The organism is Bacillus sp. SA1-12 (genome assembly GCF_000981385.1).
Taxonomy (GTDB): domain Bacteria; phylum Bacillota; class Bacilli; order Bacillales; family Bacillaceae; genus Metabacillus.
In genome coordinates, this window is the sequence record NZ_LATZ01000006.1 from 35,151 (window position 1) to 54,820 (window position 19,670).

Below are 19,670 nucleotides of genomic sequence, written 5' to 3' on the forward strand. Positions count from 1 at the left end.
GTGGATACATGAAAACGGCGCTTTCCCTTATTTTTATTTCTCTTATTCTAATCATCCCAATAAATGTACAAGCCTCTGAGACTCTCCAACAAACTGAACAGACGGAACAAACTGAACAGGCTGAACTGCCGAATGCCAGTATGCTGGTTGAGGAACAGGCAGAAAAGCTTGATGTAGAGGAAATAAGAACCTATTGGGATGAAGTGATGACAGAATATGGCGGCTTTTTACCTGAAAGCCAAAAAGGAAGCCTGCTGCAATTTTTAAGCGGAGAAAAAGAACTGTCCTTTCAGGAATGGATGAAAGCCTTTCTGAAATTTTTATTTCACGAGCTAATCGCAAATGGAAAATTATTAGGTACATTGATTCTCTTAACGGTATTCAGCATGCTGCTGCAACTGCTGCAGAATGCATTTAATCAAAGCACGGTTAGCAAGGTTGCATATGCGCTTGTTTATATGGTCCTGATCATTATTGCTCTGAATAGCTTCCATGTTGCGATTCAATATACAAATGATGCCATTGAGTCCATGTCGAATTTTATTCTAGCATTGATTCCGCTTTTGTTGGCTTTAATGGCTTCTTCAGGCGGACTAGCCTCTGCGGCTTTTTTTCATCCGGTTATTATCTTTTTAATGAATACGAGCGGGCTGCTGATCCAGAATATTGTGCTGCCGCTACTATTTCTTTCAGCGTTATTAAATATTGTTAGTACATTAACAGACCAATACAAGGTTACACAGCTGGCAGGTCTGCTAAGAAATATCAGCATTGGACTGATTGCATCGTTTTTAACTATTTTTCTTGGCGTTATTTCGGTTCAAGGGGCCTCTGCGGCCGTTACAGACGGCATAACGATTCGAACAGCAAAATTCATTACGGGAAATTTCATCCCTGTGCTTGGCAGGATGTTTACTGATGCAACAGATACGGTTATAAGTGCATCTATTCTATTGAAGAATACGGTCGGGGTGATAGGGGTTGCAATCCTGTTATTTATCGCGGCATTCCCAGCGATTAAAGTATTATCACTTGCGTTTATATATAAACTAGCAGCTTCAATTCTCCAGCCCCTTGGCGGCGGTCCAGTTATCACCTGCTTAGACATCATTAGTAAAAGTGTCATCTATATCTTTGCAGCTTTGGCTATTGTCTCACTCATGTTTTTTTTAAGCTTAACCGTCATCATCGCTGCAGGAAATTTAACGATTATGATGAGGTGAGGGGGAATTCGCTATGGAATTTTTAACAGATTGGATTACCAATATCATTGTCTTTATTCTATTAGCCGTAGTCATTGATTTATTATTGCCGAATTCTTCTATGCAAAAATATGCAAAAATGGTGATTAGCTTATTATTGATTATCGTGATCATTAATCCAATCTTCACCTTATTTTCAGCAGATATGACAGAAATCCTCTCAGAATTTCAATCAGCAGGATCCTCAAACGAAAATGAAGTAAAAAATTCAATAGAATTTCAGAAAAAAGAAATACAAGCTTCACAACGTGCATATATTTTAGAACAAATGGCTGTCCAAATGAAAACGATGGCAAAAGAGGAGCTGGTGAAAAACTATGATGTAACGATTGATAAAATCCTTCTTTCCGAATCCGCACAAGCAGATACCATAGATTCGCATAAGGATTTGCAGCATATTAAGGTCATCTTGCAAACGAATGTACCAACGGAGGAAGCAAGCCAAGATGCAGTAGAGGCGGTAGAAGAAGTTGAACCCGTTTCAATTGACCTATCAAAGGACGTTGAAACAGCTACAGAAACAGAGCTCAATTCTGATGACATTACAGCATTTCTAGCAAAAATATGGGAAGTACAAGAAGAAAAAATCTCACTCGAATTGGAAGGGGGGGAGGAGTCATTAAATGAGCAGTAAAGATAGCCTCATCCAAAAGCTAAAGTCCTTACTTGGCCAGTCGAATTCTAAGAAACCATCAAAATATCAATATTTTGTCCTTGTTTTTGTGCTGGGGATTGCGTTTATGCTTATTAGCAATCTATTTACTGGCAATGACCAAGAAAATAATGCACTTCCGGTTGCTTCTACTACGACGGAAGAAAGTACTGAAGTGTTTAAACAAACAAAGGGTGAAAATACTCGCACTATATCTGATTATGAAGCTGAATATGAAAATCAATTAAAAGAGGTATTAGAAACCATTTCTGGTGTAGGCAATGTATCGGTTGTCGTAAATGTCGATTCAACAGGTCAAAAGGTGGTTGAAAAAGACAGTGTGAGTCAATCACAAGTCACTGAAGAAACCGATCCAGAAGGTGGTAAAAGAGTCGTAGAAGATAGTTCTTCAGATAATAAGGTTGTCATTATTCAAGATGGTGAAAAAGAGACTCCGATCATCGTAGAAATGAAAAAACCCGAGATTCGCGGTGTTTTAATTGTCGCCCAGGGTGCTGACAACATTCATATAAAGCAAACCATTATTGAGTCGGTTACACGTGTTTTAGATGTACCTAGCCATCGCGTAGCCGTTGCTTCGAAAAAAATAAAGGAGGATGAATAGATGATGTTGAAAAAACAAACGGTATGGTTGCTGACTATGTTGAGTTTAGTGGTGGTGTTATCTGTTTATTATGTTACTTCTCCTGAAGGGGATACTAGTAATATCGTCATGACTGAAAACGAAAAAGAGGTAACTGAAAATACTGCAGCTGAAGAAGAAATAGCCAAAGAGCAGCCTGTAGAGGAAAAGCAACCAGCAGAAGAAAAGCAACCAGCTGAAGAAAAACAGCCTGCAGAAGAAAAACAGCCAGCTGAAGAAAAACAACCAGCAGATGAAGGTAAGGAAAAAGGTACATCTGAAGGAGAATCTGAAGAAGGGGAAGTACAAACAGAAGAACTTGAAGACGGTACAGTCATTTCCAGCGTATCTGATGATGAATTATTCGCAGCATTACGAATGGAGTTAGATGACAAGCGCAGCAAATTAATAGAAGATTTAGAAGCAATCGTTGCAAGCAGTGAAGCAACTCCTGAAGAAAAAAGCAATGCTAAAGATGAAATGGAAGCATTAGCTGAAGCTGCAAAAAAAGAAGCAACACTTGAAACGCTAATTAAATCTCAGGGCTATGACGATGCTTTAGTACGGGCAGAAGGTGATGATGTGAAAATCACAGTAAAAGCAAAAGAACATGATAAATCTTCTGCAAACAAAATTTTAATGCTGGTTAGAGATGAAATGGAAAATACGGATGAAGTGATTGTAACGTTTGAACAATAAATAAGACTTCCGTCATTGGAGGATTTACAAAGAGAAAAGAAAATCTGTTGATAATAGGATAGCCTATAGGGCAGACATATCAAATATGTCTGCCCTATAGGTTTTTTTACGATCAGAATTTATATCTTAAATAATGATAGAATAAGAAATACAAAAGTTTCGTCTCTGTAACTTGGTGATAAGGCAAGCTTTACTATAAAGTGAATAAAGGGTAAAATGAATTCTTTGTTTTCAATAGTTAGCTCCAAGCGCTATCGGAGAAGAAAAGGACGTGTTAGTCCCAGTTAATGCAACAGGATGTCACGTTTTTAACTGTTCTAGCGACCAGGCAAATCGAATTAAAGCAAAAAGGAATCTTCTATTGCTATTTGCCTTTTGCTTGTCGCCAAATGCTTAACGCCTTACGCATTTCATATGATTATCACTAGAAACCTGAGGAAATGGTACAATTGTTGTTGAATTTCTCCCGTAAAGTATCGTAAGATGTTAGTATGGGACTAAGTTTTAGTACTAGCCTATAAATTAGGAGATCATGTTTTTTGTACATGATTATAGAATTAAAGGGGTGCATTAGCATGCTAAAAATACAAGAAATTAGAGAAATCATAAAATTAATTGACGACTCTTCTATTAATGAATTTTCATTTGAACATGATGGTTCAAAAATAAAAATGAAGAAACAATCACAAGAGGTGGAAACTGTTGTACGCAATGTTGTTGCTTCACCTGCTGTTGAAACTGTACAAGCTCCGCCTGTACAAACTCAAGCTGCTGCAGTGGAGGCACCAAAGCAAGAACAGGCAGAAGCACCAAAAGCAGATACAGCAAATTTACATAAGATTACCTCTCCAATGGTAGGAACGTTTTATTCTGCTTCTTCACCTGAAGCTGGCGATTATGTTGAAGCAGGTTCAAAAGTGAATAAGGATACAGTTGTTTGTATCGTTGAGGCTATGAAGCTCTTCAATGAAATTGAAGCAGAAGTAAAGGGTGAGATCGTTGAAATACTCGTTCAAAATGGACAGCTTGTCGAGTATGGTCAGCCTTTATTCCTTGTAAAGCCTGAGTAAGGAGTTATGATGATGATAAAGAAGGTACTTATTGCTAATCGAGGAGAAATTGCTGTTCGGATCATCCGAGCATGTAAAGAATTAGAAATCGAAACAGTTGCTGTCTTTTCTGAAGCTGATCGTGATGCATTGCATGTACAGCTTGCTGATGAAGCATACTGCATTGGCCCAACTGCCTCAAAGGATAGTTATTTAAATTTTACAAATATCATAAGTGTTGCAAAGTTGACAGGCAGTGATGCCATTCATCCAGGCTACGGCTTTCTAGCAGAAAATGCTGATTTCGCAGAGTTGTGCAAAGAATGCAATATTATTTTTATCGGTCCAAGTGCAGAAGCCATTTCAAAAATGGGAACGAAAGATGTGGCAAGAGAAACAATGCGTGAAGCAGGTGTTCCAATTGTTCCAGGTTCAAGAGGAATCATCGAAAACATAGATGAAGCAAAAATGCTGGCAAATGATATGGGATATCCTGTTATAATAAAAGCAACGGCAGGCGGCGGAGGAAAAGGGATTCGCGTTGCCCAAGATGAGCAGGCGCTTGTGAAAGGGATCGAAATTACCCAGCAGGAAGCAGCTACTGCATTTGGCAATCCCGGTGTTTACATCGAGAAATACATCGAGGATTTCCGCCATGTAGAAATTCAAGTTTTAGCAGATTCACATGGCAATGTAATTCATCTGGGTGAACGTGACTGCTCGATCCAACGCAGACTGCAAAAGCTGCTTGAAGAAACACCATCACCAGCCCTCGATGAAACCATTCGTTCACAAATGGGAGAGGCTGCTGTTAAGGCTGCAGCTGCTGTTGCCTACACTGGCGCAGGAACAGTTGAATTTATTTTTGATCACATTAACAAGAAGTTTTATTTTATGGAAATGAACACACGTATTCAGGTAGAACATCCTGTAACGGAAATGGTAACCGGAATTGACTTAATTAAAGAACAAATTAAGGTTGCTTCAGGTGAAAAACTATCTGTCGCACAAGAGGACGTTACCTTTAATGGCTGGGCGATTGAATGTCGTATCAATGCAGAAAATCCGGAAAAGAACTTTATGCCTTCTCCAGGGAAAATTGAGATGTACTTGCCCCCTGGTGGTCTAGGTGTTAGAGTAGATTCAGCGGTATATCCAGGATACTCCATTCCGCCGTTTTATGATTCGATGATCGCAAAGCTAATTACATATGGAGCGACCAGAGATGAGGCAATAGCTAGAATGAAGCGTGCTTTAAGTGAGTTCGTCATTGAAGGGATTTCGACAACCATTCCATTCCATCTTCGGCTTCTTGAACATGAAAAATTTGTTTCAGGTGATTTTAACACCAAGTTTTTAGAAATGTATAAGGTCATGGATTCGTAAAATCATTTGGAGGTGCTGACACTTGAAAGAAACTAATAACGTTTTAGAAATGAATCAGGAGTATAACGGCTTAGGCAAGGTAGAGATTGCTCCGGAGGTTATTGAAGTAATCGCCGGTATAGCAGCATCAGAAATAGAAGGTGTAGCTTCAATGAGAGGAAACTTTGCTGCAGGAGTTGTGGAGCGATTAGGAAAGAAAAACCACGGCAAGGGTGTAAAGGTTGAGCTTGCTGAAGAAGGCATCATTATTGACGTATACTGTGTGATGATTTTCGGTGTATCCATTCCAACCGTTGCTCAGAAAATTCAAGACAACATCCGCCAGGCTTTACTTAACATGACAGCATTAGAGGTTAATGAAGTAAACATCCATGTTGTTGGCGTTCAATTTGAAGCAAAAACACAGGAAATAGAGGTAGAACAAGAGATGTAAAAAGTAAAACCAGAGGGAATGCCCCTTTGGTTTTCTTTTGTTTTTAATAAGCGATTCATCAGTTGGGGCCTTATCCCCAGCTTATGGATACCGAGATTTATCGATTATTACGGGCAGTTATATCATAACTTGGATCATGTAGGTAAAATTTTTTATTGCCTTTTAAGTTGTGAGTGAAATGACAGTAAAGAGTAGGATAAAATATCGCACTATTTATAGAATGTATAGAGCATGGTTATATTGTAAATAGAAGAAAAAATAAATAACGAATATTTTTTAAGATTAAACACTTTTCATTCGGAAATTACATAAAAACCTTCATTTTCGGCATGAATCTGATTGTTATATGTGGTATGATCACATTATGACATTTCGACATTTCTAATTAATAAAAGGAGCAAGAAGAATGAAACGAAGAACAGCAAGAGAAAAGGCACTACAGGCGCTATTTCAAGTGAATGTTAGCAAGATAGATCCAAACGAAGCCATTGAGCATGTATTGGAAGATGCAGATCAAGACCAATTTATGAATAAGCTGGTTTTCGGAACAATTGAGCATCAAAAGGAACTCGATGAGCTAATTGCTCCACACCTTGTGAACTGGACAATTGATCGCTTAGCAAATATTGATAAAACCATTCTTCGTATGGCTGCTTATGAGCTGAAGTATGAGGAGGATATACCGGCTAATGTAACCTTAGATGAAGCTGTAGAATTAGCTAAAGCGTTTGGTGATGATCATTCAAGTAAATTCGTCAACGGTGTTCTTTCTAAAATTAAACAAAATCTTTAAAGGTTTAAGGCAGAATGAGGAGGAAATAGAAATGGCAGCAACTATTATTGATGGAAAACAATTATCACAAACAAAAAGAAGTGAGCTTGCAAAAGAGGTAGAGCAAATTAAAGCGAAAGGATTATTGCCTAAACTTGTTGTTATTTTAGTTGGTGACAATCCTGCTTCACTCTCCTATATTAGAGGAAAACAAAAGGCTGCTGAAGAGATTGGTGTAGGCTTTAAATTGGAGCACTTCCCTGAATCATTAACTGAAAAAGAATTACTTGATGTAATTGACCATTATAATACTAATAATGAATATCATGGGATACTAGTCCAATTGCCGCTTCCTTCACATATTAATGAAACAGCTGTTGTTGAAAAAATTTCGCCTGAAAAGGATGTAGATGGTTTTCATCCAATCAATATTGGCCGCATGATGACAGGTCAAGAAACATTTTTACCTTGTACACCAGCAGGAATTGTTGAGATGATTAAATCAGTTGGAATTGAAATTACAGGCAAGAATGTTGTTGTTGTTGGAAGAAGTAATATTGTTGGGAAACCTGTTGGACAGCTCCTTCTGAATGAACATGCAACGGTTACTTACTGCCATTCAAAAACGAAAAACTTATCATCTTATACAAAAGAAGCAGATATTTTAGTGGCAGCTGTTGGCCGAGCTAATTTCATTAAAGGATCAGACATTAAACCAGGTGCAGTTGTTATTGATGTAGGTGTAAACAGACTGGAAACCGGCAAATTATGCGGTGATGTTGTTTTTGACGAAGCAAAAGAGGTGGCAAGCTACCTTACGCCGGTTCCTGGCGGAGTTGGTCCAATGACGATTACAATGCTTGCGCACAATACAGTCCAATCTGCAAAACAATTTCTTGAAAAAAAATAAGATTATATAGAGGACGGAGGTTCGTATTTTTGCTCCGTCCTCATCCCTGCACTAGAGGTTTTTGTGCAGGTTAAGGGGAGTGTCCTATGAGTGAAATAAAATATGTAACGGTTACAGCCTTAACTAAGTATATTAAACGAAAATTTGATGTAGATCCTCATTTAGCAGACATATGGATAAAGGGTGAGATCTCCAACTTCAATTTACATAGCCGGGGACATATGTATTTTACACTAAAAGATGAAAAGGCGAGAATTCAAGCGGTCATGTTTGCCGGTTCAAATAAAACGCTTAAATTTAAGCCTGAAAACGGAATGAAGGTGCTGCTTCGCGGAGAAATCTCAGTTTATGAGCAAAGTGGCGGGTACCAGGTCTATGTGAAGGAAATGCAGCCGGATGGCATTGGCAGCCTTTATTTAGCCTATGAAGAATTAAAAAGGACATTACAGCTGGAAGGTCTATTCGATCAAGTTCATAAGAAGCCGATCCCAAAATACCCGAACCATATTGGGGTTATTACCTCACCTACTGGTGCTGCAATCCGTGATATTTTAACGACGATCAACCGTCGTTATCCCCTAGCTAAGGTCATCCTTATCCCAGCTCTTGTACAAGGCGTTCAAGCAGGTGCTTCTGTAGCAAAAGCAATACAAGTTGCTAACCGACTGGGTAAACTTGACGTATTAATTGTTGGTCGCGGTGGAGGATCTATCGAAGAGTTATGGGCGTTTAACGAAGAAATCGTAGCTCGGGAAATATTTGCTTCACAAGTACCAATTATCTCTGCGGTCGGACATGAAACAGATTATACGATTGCCGATTTTGTTGCAGATTTACGTGCTCCTACGCCGACGGGTGCTGCCGAACTAGCTGTACCTCATTTTTCCGAGTTATTGGATCGGATAACAGATCGTCAAAATCGATTGAAGAGATCCATGCGAGAAAAAATAACCTCAAAAAAAGACCGGTTAAACCATTTACAAACTTCTTATGCCTTCAGGTATCCAAAACAGCTCTATTTACAAAAGGAGCAGCAGCTGGATATGCTGGTGGAACGTCTTCAAAAGGAAGGGAAAAGGGCTGTCAATCATAAGATAGATGCCTATGCTTATTTGAAAAACAGGCTTGCAAATGTACATCCAAAAGAGCAGATTAAGCGTTCAAAAGAAGCTTATGAATCATACATCAAGAAGCTTAATCGTGAAATGAATTCGATATTATCTGTAAAACATTCGCAATTTAATGAGGCAATTGCTAAACTGAATGCACTAAGTCCGTTAAAGGTAATGGACAGGGGCTACAGCCTTGTATATCATGAAAATAAGCTGATCAAAAGCATTGAACACATTGAACAAGGTCAGATCATAAAAGTACAATTAAAAGATGGACAATTGGATTGTCAAGTACAGGGAATAGAGGAGCGATCCATAAATGAGTAAAGATGAACAAAAAAAAGACGAAATGTCTTTTGAAGCTGCAATGCAAAGATTAGAAGAAATTGTTGGAAAACTTGAAGAGGGAGATGTCCCTCTGGAAATGGCAATCGATTATTTTCAAAAAGGAATGGAGCTTTCAAAGCTTTGCCATGATAAACTTCAGCACGTTGAAAAGCAAATGGACTTTATTTTACGTGAAGATGGGGAATTAAAGCCATTTGAGCTGCAGGAGGAAGAAAAAGCGTGACCATACAGCTTAATGAATTTTTAGTCTCACGTAAACAGCTAATTGAAAAGGCATTGCCTTCTTATATTGAAAAACTTCAGGCACCTGGATCGTTAAAGGAGGCAATGCTATATTCGTTAGAAGCAGGCGGGAAACGGCTACGTCCAATTTTGGTTTTAGCCTTGCTTCATACATACAGACAATCAGAGGAATTAGGGATCACTACGGCTTGTGCTGTTGAAATGATTCATACCTATTCACTTATTCATGATGATCTTCCTTGTATGGATGATGATGACTTAAGACGTGGAAAGCCAACAAACCATAAGGTTTTTGGGGAAGCAATGGCGGTATTAGCCGGAGACGGATTGTTGACCCAAAGCTTTTCGTTAATTTTAAATGACACGAGGCTGCCAGCTGCCAAAAAGCTTCGGATTGTCTCAGAACTTGTCAATGCAGCCGGTGCAGAGGGGATGGTTGGCGGACAAGTTTCAGATATGGAGGGGGAAGCTAAACAGCTGACTCTTGCTGAGCTTCAGTCCATTCATGAAAACAAGACCGCTAAGCTTTTGGGCTTTAGCATTATTTCAGGTGCGATTTTAGCTGGTGCTCCTGAAGAGGATATCAATAATCTGCGAAAATTTGCTTATCATCTTGGTATTGCTTTTCAAATTCGTGACGATATTTTAGATATTGAAGGAAATCAAATGATTCTAGGTAAACCAGTTGGTTCTGATACATTAAATGAAAAGACTACCTATCCTTCTATTTTAACCATGCAAGGGGCAAAGGAAAAACTTAATGATCATATCGACTTTGCAAAAGAGGTTCTCAACAACTTATCCGTTCGATCTGAATTGCTTTATCAAATGTGTGACTTAATGGCAAAAAGGGATCATTAATTAAGTATCGATTTTAAAACCGTTCCCACTTGGAAGCGGTTTTTATACTATTTGCTTTGTGAAAACAGGCAGCTAATAACTTTAATCATTGTAATTACCGTTATTTTATGGTAAGTTTTTGCTTGCACATAGTTATTCGATGTATAGATAAATAAATCTAATGTCAGACATTTTTAATTATAAGAACTTTACGTTAAAATATAAAGAAGCGAATATAATGTTAAAAAGTAAACAGGCATATAGAATCAAACTGAATCCGAAAGTGAGTGATCCATTTGGATCTTCTATCCATTAAAGACCCGCGCTTTTTAAAAAAGCTTTCGATTAATGAACTTGAAAAGCTCAGTGCGGAAATCAGGCAATTTTTAATTGAAAAGCTATCAGAAACAGGAGGACATATCGGGCCGAATTTAGGTGTGGTTGAACTTACCATCGCCCTCCATAAAGTTTTTGACAGTCCAAAGGATAAATTTATTTGGGATGTTGGCCATCAATCCTATGTTCATAAAATATTGACAGGAAGAGCGAATGAATTTGATACCCTTCGTCAATATAAAGGCTTATGCGGCTTCCCGAAACGGAATGAAAGTGAACATGATGTTTGGGAAACCGGTCATAGTTCAACATCATTATCGGCTGCAATGGGAATGGTGATTGCAAGAGATTTAAAGAAAACGAAAGAGCATATTGTTCCGATCATAGGTGATGGGGCCCTTACCGGCGGGATGGCTCTTGAGGCTTTAAATCATATTGGCCATGAGAAAAAAGATATAATCGTCGTTCTTAATGATAATGAAATGTCGATTGCTCCAAACGTTGGTGCACTTCATAATGTCCTTGGACGCCTAAGAACAGCAGGCAAGTATCATTGGGTAAAGGATGAACTCGAATATTTATTGAAGAAGATACCTGCAGTAGGCGGTAAGCTTGCTTCAACAGCTGAACGAGTAAAAGACAGCCTCAAATACTTGCTTGTATCAGGTGTATTTTTTGAAGAATTAGGATTTACTTATTTAGGACCGATAGATGGACATAATTATGAGGATTTATTTGAAAATCTTCAATACGCTAAAAAGACATCAGGACCGGTTCTTCTTCATGTCATTACGAAAAAAGGAAAAGGCTATCAACCTGCTGAAACAGATACGATTGGTACTTGGCATGGGACAGGACCTTATAAAATTGAAACAGGTGACTTCGTCAAGCCAAAAGTTGTCGGTCCGGCGTGGAGCAAGCTTGTAAGTGAAACTGTTCGTAAGTTAGCTCGTGAGGATAAGCGGATAGTCGCCATTACTCCGGCTATGCCAGTTGGTTCAAAGCTAGAAGCATTTGCTGAAGAGTTTCCAGATCGGATGTTTGATGTGGGAATTGCTGAGCAGCATGCGGCAACGATGGCAGCAGGATTGGCAACTCAAAATATGAAGCCGTTTTTGGCCATTTATTCAACCTTTTTACAACGTGCGTATGACCAAGTTGTTCATGATATTTGCCGCCAAAATTTAAATGTCTTCATCGGTATTGATCGTGCAGGTCTTGTAGGGGCCGATGGAGAAACACATCAAGGTGTGTTTGATATAGCCTTTTTAAGACATTTGCCAAATATGGTGCTTATGATGGCAAAGGATGAAAATGAAGGCCAGCACTTAGTTAATACGGCTTTAAAATACAATGATGGACCAATTGCTCTTCGCTATGCTCGCGGTAACGGCATTGGTGTAAAAATGGATGAAGAGCTGAAGGAAATTCCAATTGGAACTTGGGAGGTTCTTAGAGAAGGAAGCGATGCGGTGATCCTTACCTTTGGCACAACGATTGAGATGGCAATGGAAGCAGCAGAGATTTTGGCTAAACAAGGAAAATCGATACGTGTTGTTAACGCACGATTTATTAAGCCTTTAGATGAGCAAATGCTTCATGAAATCTTTACGGAGCAAATTCCTGTGCTAACGATCGAGGAAGCTGTTTTGCAAGGAGGATTTGGCAGCTCTGTTTTAGAATTTGCCCAAGAACAAAATTATCATCAATCACTGATTTCAAGAATTGGTATTCCTGATCGCTTTATTGAGCATGGCAGTGTGACAAAACTTCTTGAAGAAATCGGCATGACGACTGAAAATGTTGTAGCACAATTAAGAGCGATAATGCCTGAAAAAGAGAAAAGGGTATTAAGATCATGAGTACAAAAAAAGAACGAGTAGATATTCTTCTTGTTGAAAACGGCTTATTTGAGACAAGAGAAAAAGCGAAGCGTGCAATCATGGCAGGCCTCGTTTATGGTAATGAAGAACGCTTAGACAAGCCTGGTGAAAAAGTCTCCCGTGATATTGTTATAACAATAAAAGGGAATACACTTCCCTATGTTAGTCGCGGAGGGCTAAAGCTTGAGAAAGCACTTAAAGAATTTGATCTGGATGTTAAGAATAAAATTATGATTGATATTGGCTCCTCAACGGGCGGCTTTACCGATTGCGCCCTGCAAAATGGGGCAAAGCTATCATACGCTTTGGATGTCGGCTACAATCAATTAGCATGGAAGCTTAGACAGGATGAGCGGGTTGTCGTAATGGAAAGAACAAATTTCCGGTATTCGACACCTGCTGATTTTCACGAGGGGCTGCCGGAATTCGCTTCGATTGATGTATCCTTTATCTCTCTAAAGCTGATTTTACCCGTGCTAAAAACCATTTTGGTGGAACATAGTGATATTGTGGCTTTAGTGAAACCTCAATTTGAGGCTGGAAGAGAGTTAGTAGGCAAAAAAGGGATCGTACGTGATCCTAAAGTTCATGAACTCGTTTTGGAGGAAATGATTGGGTTCTCATTAAAAGAGGGGTTTGATGTAATCAACTTGTCTTATTCACCAATAACCGGCGGAGATGGAAATATTGAATTTTTATTGCATCTTCGCTTTGAGGGTATAAAAGAACAAGGAGAGAACCAATTGGACAAATCTGCTCAGGCTATTGTCGAAGCAGCTCATTTAACATTAAAAGAAAATAAACAAAAAGATAAGCAGGAAGAATAGCATTCGCTATCATCCTGTTTTTTTCATGAATCATCATGCTTTATCTTTCTTTAGAATCCGAATGTTCTGGATATTCATGCAATAAATGAATGTTCGATTTTCTTTTCGAAACTTCAAATAATCCCCCTTTACTCAGCTTTTTATGCAGTTTTTCAGGACTTAATCTTTTTAAATCTGTACATTTTAAGGTTTTTAATATAAGATGAAAGGTATAAACATGCATAAATAAAAAGAGATGCATCATTGCAAAAGGGGTGCTTTTATGAATAAAGGGCAAAGACATATTAAAATTCGAGAAATTATTTCAAATAATGATATTGAAACTCAAGATGAATTAGTTGATTTATTAAAAGGATTGGGCTTTAATGTAACTCAGGCAACGGTGTCACGTGATATTAAAGAATTACATTTAGTAAAGGTCCCTATGCTTGATGGACGATATAAATACAGCTTGCCAGCGGATCAGCGTTTTAACCCATTACAAAAACTAAAACGTGCGCTTATGGATGCCTTTGTTAAAATAGACTCTGCCGGCCATATGCTAGTAATGAAAACTCTGCCAGGAAATGCAAATGCCATTGGTGCTCTAATCGATAATCTTGATTGGGATGAGGTACTAGGCACCATTTGCGGGGATGATACAATCTTAATCATCTGCAGAACCGCAAAGGATACCGAAACGATATCAGAACGTTTCTTGGATATGCTGTAAATGTAAAAAATTTTCATCTATTTATAAGGCTAGATTTAATAGCAATGGTATTCAAATATGATGAAGAATGATGAAAACATTTATCTAAAAGAGGTGTGATTCTGTTTGTTAGCGGAATTATCAATAAAAAATTTTGCCATTATTGAGTCATTAACGATTTCCTTTGAAAAAGGATTAACGGTTTTAACGGGAGAAACAGGAGCAGGAAAATCGATTATTATTGATGCCATCCATTTAATTGCCGGTGCTAGAGGATCCTCGGAATTTGTTCGATTTGGAGAAAAACGAGCTGAGCTAGAGGGGTTATTTCTCATTGATGATGAACAACATCCTGTGTATACAAAATGTGAAGATATCGGAATCGATATCAGTGATGGAATGATTGTTCTACGCAGAGATGTTGCTGCTTCAGGCAAAAGTATTTGCCGGATAAATGGGAAACTTGTTACAATCGCCATTCTTAGAGAAATCGGCCAGTGTTTAGTTGATATTCATGGGCAGCATGATAATCAGGAGTTAATGAATGAAGAGAATCATTTAACACTGCTTGATCAATATGGCGGTAATAAAGTGAGACAGGCAATTGATGCTTATTTTCAAATATATAAAAGCTTTGATAACTTACAGAAAAAAATAAAGCAGCTTTCCGAAAATGAGCAGGAAATGGCTCATCGTCTTGACTTGCTTCAGTTTCAATTAGATGAAATTGAAAAAGCAGAATTACAGCCAAATGAGGATGAGGTTCTTCAGGAAGAAAAAAATCAAATTTCCAATTTTGAAAAGATCTATGAGGCCTTGCAAAACAGCTACAATTCACTTCATGGTGAGCATAAGGGATTAGACTGGGTTGGACATGCAATGAGCAATTTAGAAGATGTCTCCTCAATAAATGCTACCTTAAAAGAGTTATCAGAAACCATTTCAAATGCGTATTATTTGCTTGAAGACCTGTCTTATCAAGTTCGTAATGAATTGGAATCGTTGGAGTTTGACCCGGAGCGTTTAAATTTTGTTGAGAGTCGTTTAAATGAAATTACCCATTTAAAACGTAAATATGGGCAAACTGTTGAAGAGATTTTAACATACTCTGCCAAAATTGAAGAGGAAATCGATCAGATTCAAAACCGTGACAGTCATCTGCATAAACTTAAAAAAGAGCTTGATTCAATTCTTAAGGATTTAGCGGTTGAAGCAAAAAATCTTACAAGTATACGAAGAAACTTTGCAGATGTGCTAACAGATGAAATTCATCGTGAATTAAAAGAACTTTATATGGAAAAAACAACTTTTGAAGTACACTTTGCCGAAAAAATGACATCATTAAATGAAGTAAAATATACTCCAACTGGTGTTGATGATGTGGAATTCTATCTATCGACTAATCCAGGTGAGCCATTAAAGCCATTAAGTAAAACGGCTTCCGGCGGGGAGCTTTCCCGAATTATGTTAGCAATGAAAAGCATTTTTTCTCAACACCAAGGGATAACATCGATCATTTTTGACGAAGTGGATACAGGTGTCAGCGGGCGAGTTGCACAAGCGATTGCAGAAAAAATTTACCGTGTTTCAAATGGTTCACAGGTCTTATGTATTACCCACTTGCCTCAGGTTGCTGCAATGGCAGATACCCACCTATATATTGCGAAAGAAACAAAATCAGGTCGAACGAAAACCAGTGTTAAGCCGCTTAACGAAGAAGAAAAAATTAAGGAAATTGGCCGTATGATCGCTGGAGTGGAAGTGACAGAGCTTTCGAAAGAACATGCAAAAGAGCTGCTTGCTTTAGCACATACGTCTAAGAAATAACACTAAATAGCTGCCTTTAGGCGGCTTTTTAGTCGTTTAAGAATAAAAAATTTTCATTATGCTTAAAACTTACAACAAAACCTTCTTTTTTCTAGTGATTGAAGTTATAAATAAGCGCTGAGAAGGCTAAATTAAAACTGTAGCCATATATAGTTGTGGTGTGGGTTAGGAGCGAGGAGAGTGAAAGTGATTGCAAACAGATAAAATTAGAAAAATAGTTGGTGTAATTCTCCTTGTTTCATTCATGAGTTTAGGATTTGTAAAAGAAGTAAAGGAATACGTTAAAATACCAATAAATTTGTCGGTATTTGAGTCACAGCAAGTGAGCGTGGAAAGTTCAATTCCTGTAACGGCTTCGCAGTTAGATGTACAAGAGGCGTTTACAGTTCAAAAGAATAGTGATGGTAAAACACTTGATGTTCATGGTAAAAAGGCTGGAGAAGGGGCGGTTGTTTTTGACCTTGCCGGCTTTCCTGTCAAAAAGGTTGGCGTAAATGTCCTGCCCGATTTTAAAGTGATTCCTGGCGGACAATCTATTGGTGTAAAACTAAATACCCTTGGCGTATTGGTGGTTGGACATCACCAAATCAATACAACCGAAGGAAAGAAATCACCTGGTGAACTAGCTGGAGTACAAGTCGGAGACATCATTACAAGCATTAATGGTACAAAAATTGAACAAATGAGTGATGTAACTCCATTTATTCAAGAAGCTGGGAAAACAGGAAAACCTCTTGATTTAATTCTATCCAGAGAAGAAAAAGAAATTAAAACCAAGCTATATCCATTGAAGGACCAAAATGATCAATCCTTTCGAATAGGCTTATACATTCGTGATTCAGCGGCAGGAATCGGAACGATGACTTTTTATGATCCTAAATCAAAAAAGTACGGTGCATTAGGACATGTTATCTCTGATATGGATACGAAAAAACCAATTGTTGTCGAGGATGGGCAAATCGTTCGATCGACAGTAACATCGATTGAAAAAGGAAGCAACGGAAATCCTGGAGAAAAGCTTGCTCGCTTTTCAGGTGATCGTGAAGTCATAGGCAGCATTACACGTAACAGCCCGTTTGGAATTTTTGGGGAGCTAAATCAAGATATTCGCAATGGAATAATGGATAAAGCCATGCCTATTGCGCTTTCTAATGAAGTGAAAGAAGGTCCTGCAAAGATTTTGACGGTTGTTGAAGATGACAAGGTTGAACAGTTTGATGTAGAAGTGGTCAGTTCTGTTCCGCAAAAATTTCCTGCAACAAAAGGAATGGTTATAAAAATCACCGACGAAAAATTATTAGATAAAACAGGCGGGATTGTTCAGGGAATGAGCGGTAGTCCAATTATCCAAAATGGAAAGGTGATCGGTGCGGTCACTCATGTTTTCGTAAATGATCCAACAAGCGGCTACGGTGTTCACATTGAATGGATGCTAAATGAAGCAGGAATTGATATTTATTCAAAACAAAAGCAAAAAGTAAGCTAAGGAAATAAGTGGATAAACCGCCAAGAAATTTCAATTTCTTGGCGGTTTTTTCATTTTCTGCTTTTATTTTAATCGGGATTTATGTAAAATAAGGTTGAAAAGATTTTTCGACAAAACAACCTTGGTCTCAAAAAGTCAAATGGCGTTTTTAGTCGAAAAAAGGAGCAAATTGAAGGTAATTAAAGATAAACTCCGCTTTTTAAAGTTTTTTTATAAAAATAAAGGATTTTTACTCACATTGTCGAATTTGTTCAGGTATAATCATGTATAGATATAAGACATAATGGCAAAACGAGACTGAGGAGGAAGATTTGTGAAAAAAATAAAGGTTTGTATTGTTGATGATAACCGTGAACTTGTAGGATTATTAGAGGAATATCTCTCAAGTCAAGATGATATTGAAGTTCTAGGCGTTGCGTATAATGGCCAAGAATGTTTAAATATGTTAAAAGAAAAAGATCCCGATGTATTGGTATTAGATATTATTATGCCGCATTTAGATGGCCTTGGTGTTTTAGAGAGATTAAGACAAATGGATCGTCCGCAGCCTAATGTCATTATGCTTACAGCTTTTGGACAAGAGGATGTTACGAAAAAAGCAGTAGACCTTGGTGCGGCTTACTTTATTTTAAAACCATTTGATATGGAAGGCTTAGCGAGTCATATTCGCCAAGTAAGCGGAAATGCTGCCCCGCTCATTAAGCGTGCCAGCTCCTCGGTCAGATCATCGAATGAATCACAAAACAAAGGGAAAAACCTTGATGCCAGCATCACCAGCATTATTCATGAAATCGGCGTGCCAGCACATATTAAAGGATATTTATATTTACGGGAAGCAATTTCTATGGTCTATAATGATATAGAATTACTTGGATCGATCACAAAGGTGTTATATCCGGATATCGCAAAGAAATACAACACGACGGCTTCACGTGTTGAAAGGGCTATTCGGCATGCAATTGAAGTTGCTTGGAGCAGAGGGAATATTGAATCAATTTCTTCTTTGTTCGGATATACTGTAAGTATGACAAAAGCAAAACCAACAAATTCGGAGTTCATCGCAATGGTTGCAGATAAGCTTCGTTTGGAGCATAAGGCAAGCTAATCATAAAAGAAATAATAATAAAAGCCTCCATTTTTATTAGAAAGATGCTGATAAATATGGAGGCTTTTATTATCGTTTTAGGAATAAATACAATTCCGATTTTGTGAAAAAGCGCATCGGCATTTAGCACCGTGGCACAGGATGTGCAAGTGCAGTCAGGATGATCAACTCCGCGTTTTTAGCTGCCATCGCCTAGCCAATTTAAAACCGAAGGCAAAGAAGGCCTTCTATTCTAAATTTGCGCTGAAAAAAGGTAATATCGCCGAAAACGGTGGTCCGTCGAAAAAAAGAAGAGTGCTGACAAGGTGCTATTCCGCTGAAAAAAGAAAGGATCGCTGAAAAAATGGCTAAACTCGCTGAAAAAATGGGTTAATCCGCTGAAGTTGGGGCAATCCGCTGAAAAAAAGAAGTGGTCGCTGAAACAGTGGCCAACTCCTTTGAACAGTGCCTTAATTGCTCAGGCTGGTCGTGGCCCTTACCCTTTTGTTCTTATCGTAAATAAACATGGAAAGACTTGAACGTATTAAGAAGTCCAACGCAAAGCCCGACACATGAAATGGTGATAAAAGAGTAGATTAACTTCATATCTTTTAACACAAGAATACCGGCTAGAATGATGAGAGAATCAATCATGAAAATCACGATTCCAGGATTCATTCCTTTCCATTTAGAAATTAACAGTGCCAATAAGTCTACCCCGCCTGGACTGATATGAAAGCGGAGCATAGTCCCAACCCCAATTCCTTTGATAACGCCACCAAAGATCGCACTTATTAAAATCGGTAGATGCACTAACCCGTTTAGTGGAATAAGCAAATCAATAATGGTTGAAGTAAAAGCCAGGCCTAAAAGAGCGTTGATGAAATATGATTTATCATATTTGAGTGAAATAAGATAGATTGGGGTATTAATCATGATCATGACATGTCCTATTTTAATGCCCCAAATATATTTGATAAGAAGACTAATGCCAAAAATCCCGCCATTTATTAGGTGAATCGGGATAATGAACATATTTAAACCGATCCCGACACAAATACTTGCAAAAAGTAAAACAGCAAACTTTTTAATATAAAGCATTCCCCTTGTCCACTTCGTTACCTTAAATATATGAATGGACATTAAGATTATGACGATTTGTAAATGTGCTTACCGTTCATACTCCT

Annotated in this window: 19 protein-coding genes; 18 read left to right on the plus strand and 1 reads right to left on the minus strand. The window is 38.2% G+C overall.

Annotated elements, in window-relative coordinates; genetic code table 11:
• Positions 1-8 precede the first annotated feature (8 nt).
• From spoIIIAE to spo0A, 18 genes are all read left to right on the plus strand, one after another.
• Complete coding sequence (gene spoIIIAE / locus WQ54_RS05725) at positions 9-1,223, plus strand: stage III sporulation protein AE (protein ID WP_046513386.1); 1,215 nt, start codon at positions 9-11, stop codon at positions 1,221-1,223.
• Positions 1,224-1,236: 13 nt separating this feature from the next.
• Positions 1,237-1,896, plus strand: coding sequence for a stage III sporulation protein AF (gene spoIIIAF / locus WQ54_RS05730; protein ID WP_046513389.1), 660 nt, complete (start codon positions 1,237-1,239; stop codon positions 1,894-1,896).
• The gene (gene spoIIIAG, locus WQ54_RS05735; RefSeq protein WP_046513392.1) at positions 1,886-2,539 is read left to right on the plus strand and encodes a stage III sporulation protein AG; all 654 of its coding nucleotides are present in this window, start codon (positions 1,886-1,888) and stop codon (positions 2,537-2,539) included. The genes spoIIIAF and spoIIIAG overlap by 11 nt, the downstream gene beginning before the upstream one ends.
• 3 nt (positions 2,540-2,542) lie before the next feature.
• Positions 2,543-3,256, plus strand: a complete 714-nt coding sequence (locus WQ54_RS05740) for a SpoIIIAH-like family protein (protein ID WP_156177770.1) — start codon at positions 2,543-2,545, stop codon at positions 3,254-3,256.
• 575 nt (positions 3,257-3,831) lie between these two features.
• Positions 3,832-4,326 carry an acetyl-CoA carboxylase biotin carboxyl carrier protein gene (gene accB, locus WQ54_RS05745; protein WP_046513397.1) on the plus strand — a complete coding sequence of 165 codons (495 nt, stop codon included), beginning with the start codon at positions 3,832-3,834 and terminating at the stop codon, positions 4,324-4,326.
• A 12-nt stretch (positions 4,327-4,338) separates the two neighbouring features.
• A complete protein-coding gene (accC, locus tag WQ54_RS05750) occupies positions 4,339-5,691 on the plus strand; it encodes an acetyl-CoA carboxylase biotin carboxylase subunit (RefSeq protein ID WP_046513400.1) in 1,353 nt (450 codons plus the stop codon).
• A gap of 49 nt (positions 5,692-5,740) precedes the next feature.
• Entirely contained in the window at positions 5,741-6,124 is a 384-nt protein-coding gene (locus tag WQ54_RS05755; protein ID WP_084821862.1) for an Asp23/Gls24 family envelope stress response protein, read from the plus strand.
• A gap of 406 nt (positions 6,125-6,530) precedes the next feature.
• Complete coding sequence (gene nusB, locus WQ54_RS05760; protein WP_046513405.1) at positions 6,531-6,917, plus strand: transcription antitermination factor NusB; 387 nt, start codon at positions 6,531-6,533, stop codon at positions 6,915-6,917.
• A 31-nt stretch (positions 6,918-6,948) separates the two neighbouring features.
• Entirely contained in the window at positions 6,949-7,806 is an 858-nt protein-coding gene (gene folD / locus WQ54_RS05765) for a bifunctional methylenetetrahydrofolate dehydrogenase/methenyltetrahydrofolate cyclohydrolase FolD (RefSeq protein ID WP_046513406.1), read from the plus strand.
• Between the two features lie 86 nt (positions 7,807-7,892).
• A complete protein-coding gene (xseA, locus tag WQ54_RS05770) occupies positions 7,893-9,245 on the plus strand; it encodes an exodeoxyribonuclease VII large subunit (RefSeq protein WP_046513409.1) in 1,353 nt (450 codons plus the stop codon).
• The gene (locus WQ54_RS05775) at positions 9,238-9,489 is read left to right on the plus strand and encodes an exodeoxyribonuclease VII small subunit (RefSeq protein WP_046513412.1); all 252 of its coding nucleotides are present in this window, start codon (positions 9,238-9,240) and stop codon (positions 9,487-9,489) included. The genes xseA and WQ54_RS05775 overlap by 8 nt, the downstream gene beginning before the upstream one ends.
• Complete coding sequence (locus WQ54_RS05780) at positions 9,486-10,370, plus strand: polyprenyl synthetase family protein (protein WP_046513415.1); 885 nt, start codon at positions 9,486-9,488, stop codon at positions 10,368-10,370. The genes WQ54_RS05775 and WQ54_RS05780 overlap by 4 nt, the downstream gene beginning before the upstream one ends.
• A gap of 275 nt (positions 10,371-10,645) precedes the next feature.
• Positions 10,646-12,547, plus strand: a complete 1,902-nt coding sequence (gene dxs / locus WQ54_RS05785) for a 1-deoxy-D-xylulose-5-phosphate synthase (protein WP_046513417.1) — start codon at positions 10,646-10,648, stop codon at positions 12,545-12,547.
• Positions 12,544-13,395 (plus strand): TlyA family RNA methyltransferase, encoded by an 852-nt coding sequence (locus WQ54_RS05790; protein ID WP_046513419.1) that lies wholly within the window; start codon positions 12,544-12,546, stop codon positions 13,393-13,395. The genes dxs and WQ54_RS05790 overlap by 4 nt, the downstream gene beginning before the upstream one ends.
• Positions 13,396-13,657: 262 nt before the next feature.
• Positions 13,658-14,107, plus strand: coding sequence for a transcriptional regulator AhrC/ArgR (argR, locus tag WQ54_RS05800; protein WP_046513424.1), 450 nt, complete (start codon positions 13,658-13,660; stop codon positions 14,105-14,107).
• 105 nt (positions 14,108-14,212) lie between these two features.
• Complete coding sequence (gene recN / locus WQ54_RS05805; protein WP_046513427.1) at positions 14,213-15,913, plus strand: DNA repair protein RecN; 1,701 nt, start codon at positions 14,213-14,215, stop codon at positions 15,911-15,913.
• Positions 15,914-16,103: 190 nt separating this feature from the next.
• A complete protein-coding gene (spoIVB, locus tag WQ54_RS05810) occupies positions 16,104-17,399 on the plus strand; it encodes a SpoIVB peptidase (RefSeq protein WP_084821855.1) in 1,296 nt (431 codons plus the stop codon).
• A 313-nt stretch (positions 17,400-17,712) separates the two neighbouring features.
• Positions 17,713-18,504, plus strand: a complete 792-nt coding sequence (gene spo0A, locus WQ54_RS05815) for a sporulation transcription factor Spo0A (RefSeq protein ID WP_046513430.1) — start codon at positions 17,713-17,715, stop codon at positions 18,502-18,504.
• 489 nt (positions 18,505-18,993) lie between these two features.
• Here the strand turns inward: spo0A and WQ54_RS05820 are convergent, their stop codons facing one another.
• Positions 18,994-19,584 (minus strand): YitT family protein, encoded by a 591-nt coding sequence (locus WQ54_RS05820; RefSeq protein ID WP_046513433.1) that lies wholly within the window; start codon positions 19,582-19,584, stop codon positions 18,994-18,996.
• Between the last annotated feature and the right edge of the window lie 86 nt (positions 19,585-19,670).